Below are 2,409 nucleotides of genomic sequence, written 5' to 3'. Positions count from 1 at the left end.
ACATGCTTTTGTCCCTTCACATTGAGATGTGGATTTTCGGAAAGGGACATGCCGGGTTTGCACCGGCATAGCGGAGCGGCATCATGCCTTTGAGGGGCGCCGCGGCACAGCGCAGCCTCAATCCGCTATACGTGTAGGGCAGAATTAAGCCGGCGAGCTTGCGCGAAGCTTGCACCGCACGAGTCAGTCCGGGCCTGCGGGATGAGGTGACATGTCATGCCTCGCGCAAGGTTGGCGGGCGACAATGGCGGGGCGAGCCGGCCATTGCGCGGAGTCTCCCTTGAACGCTCAGACCATCTACTCAACCGCCTTCAAACAGTACAAGAAGGGCAACTATGCCGCTGCCCTGGATCTGCTGAACAAGCTGATGGAGGTGGAGAAGGGCGCCAAGATCTATGCCCTGCTCGGCAAGGTCCTGGTGCAGCTCGGCCTCAAGTCGGACGCCGCCTGGGCCTATCATCTCGCCGGGCAGGAAGAGGGGCCGCGTTCCGACGAATACCTCGCCGAGGCGATGAAGCTGCATTTCGCATGCGGCAACGAGGACGAGGCACTCAGCCTCGGCATGCCGCTGTTCCAGAAGATGCATCGGGACCCGGACATCGCCTTCGTAGTCGCCTCCATTCTCGTCAAGCGGGGCCAGCGCGACCTCCTCAAGACGCTGATGCCCGTGCTCGCCGAGAGCGACAGGCTGATCCACAGGATCCTCGCCGCGCGCCTGCTGACGCGCGCCGAGTTCAAGTGGGACAGCCGGATCGCAAAAACTCTCTACCGCAAGGACCCGCACAGGAAGGATTTCCGCTCCACCTATCACCTCTTCACCTGCCAGGTGAACAACTACCCGGAGATGGCGCGCCTGCAGCGCCAGATGCGGCGCGAGATCGAGGCGGGCGATCTCTCCTTCCTCAAGTATGAGCCTCCATACTACAACCTGCTGTGGTGCAGCGACGAGGCGCTGAACCGCCTGGCCTGGGGCTTCGATCCAGCCGTCGGCGTCGGACCTGTCGGTCCCGAGCGCGCACAGGCCCGCCGCAAGGCTCCTCACGTTTGGGGAGACAAGCTCCGCATCGGCTATCTCTCGGCCGATTTTTCGGACCACCACGCCACGATGAAGCTCCTGCAGGGCGTGATCGAGCGCCACGACGCCAGCCGCTTCGACATCACCCTCTTCTGCTGCACACCGGAGCACCTCATGGCGAAGGACAAGGGCGGGCGCTACCGCTGGGGCCGCATCCTGCGGCTGAACGGCCTCGACGATCGGGGGGCGGCCGCGACGATCCGCTCCGAGAACATCGACATTCTCGTCGACCTGAAGGGGCACACGGAAGGCAGCCGCAGCGGCATCCTCAACCACGGCGCCGCGCCTGTGCAGGTCGCGTGGCTCGGCTTCCCCGGCACGACGGCAGGCATCGATCTCGACTACATCATTGGCGACCCACACGTGCTGCCCGACGGCAGCGAGCCGCACTACTTCGAGAAGTTCTGCCGGCTGCCTGAAACCTACCAGCCGAACGACCCGTGGCACAGGCCACGTCCTTCGGGCATTACGCGCAATGAGGTCGGGCTGCCGGAAGACCGGTTCGTCTTCGCCTCCTTCAACGCCAACAGGAAGATATCGCTCAAGACGATCGATCTTTGGGCAAGCATTCTGCGGCTGACGCCTGACAGCCTGCTGTGGGTGTTGTGCCTCGACGAGGAGGCGCAGACCAACGTCCGTCGCAAACTCGAGAGCGCGGGGATCGAGGCCAGCAGGGTCGCGTTCTGCGAAAAGGTCGCCTACGAGGAACATATCAACCGCCTTCCGCTCGCGGACCTCGGGCTCGACACCTTCCCGTACAACGGGCACACCACGACGTCGGAACAGCTGTGGGCGGGCCTGCCGGTCCTTGCCATGGACGGCACCAACTTCGCCTCGCGCGTCAGCAAGAGCCTGCTCAACGCCATCGGCCTGCCGGAACTCGTCACGCGCGACCCGGATCACTATGTCGAGACGGCGGTCGCGCTCTATCAGGACCGGGAGCGGCTGGCACAGTACCGGCAGCGGCTGGAGGAGAACCGCTTCCGCATGCCGCTGTTCGACGCCGAACGCTTCTGCCGGCACCTCGAGCGGGCCTACGAGATGATGGCGGATCGCGCCCGGCAGGGGCTGGAGCCCGATCACATCGACGTACCGGCCCTGCCCGCCCGCACCGGCGCCTTTGTCTGAGCGCACCCTCACCCGCGCCAAAGAGAAAGGCCGCGCTCCGGCGGAGCGCGGCCGATCCCGGGTGCAGCGTTCCGGTCGCCTTAGCGGAACAGCGACAGGATGTTCTGCGTCGAGGAGTTGGCGATGGAGAGGGCCTGGATGCCGAGCTGCTGCTGGACCTGCAGCGCCTGCAGCTTGGTGGACTCCTCTTCCATGTTGGCGTCGAC

2 protein-coding genes are annotated in these 2,409 nt (G+C 64.8%); one reads left to right on the top strand and one right to left on the bottom strand.

Features of this window, described 5'->3' with window-relative positions:
- The first annotated feature begins 280 nt into the window (after positions 1–280).
- Positions 281–2,203 carry an O-linked N-acetylglucosamine transferase, SPINDLY family protein gene (locus HNQ73_RS17790; RefSeq protein WP_244650009.1) on the top strand — a complete coding sequence of 641 codons (1,923 nt, stop codon included), beginning with the start codon at positions 281–283 and terminating at the stop codon, positions 2,201–2,203.
- Between the two features lie 80 nt (positions 2,204–2,283).
- Here HNQ73_RS17790 and HNQ73_RS17785 read toward each other — a convergent pair.
- Positions 2,284–2,409: flagellin (locus HNQ73_RS17785; protein ID WP_277355659.1), on the bottom strand; the 126-nt coding region annotated here is incomplete at its 5' end.

Source organism: Chelatococcus composti, from assembly GCF_014201415.1.
In the GTDB taxonomy this organism is placed as follows: domain Bacteria; phylum Pseudomonadota; class Alphaproteobacteria; order Rhizobiales; family Beijerinckiaceae; genus Chelatococcus_A; species Chelatococcus_A composti.
Note: the sequence above shows the minus strand (reverse complement) of the source record. Positions and strands in the feature narration are given on the sequence as shown.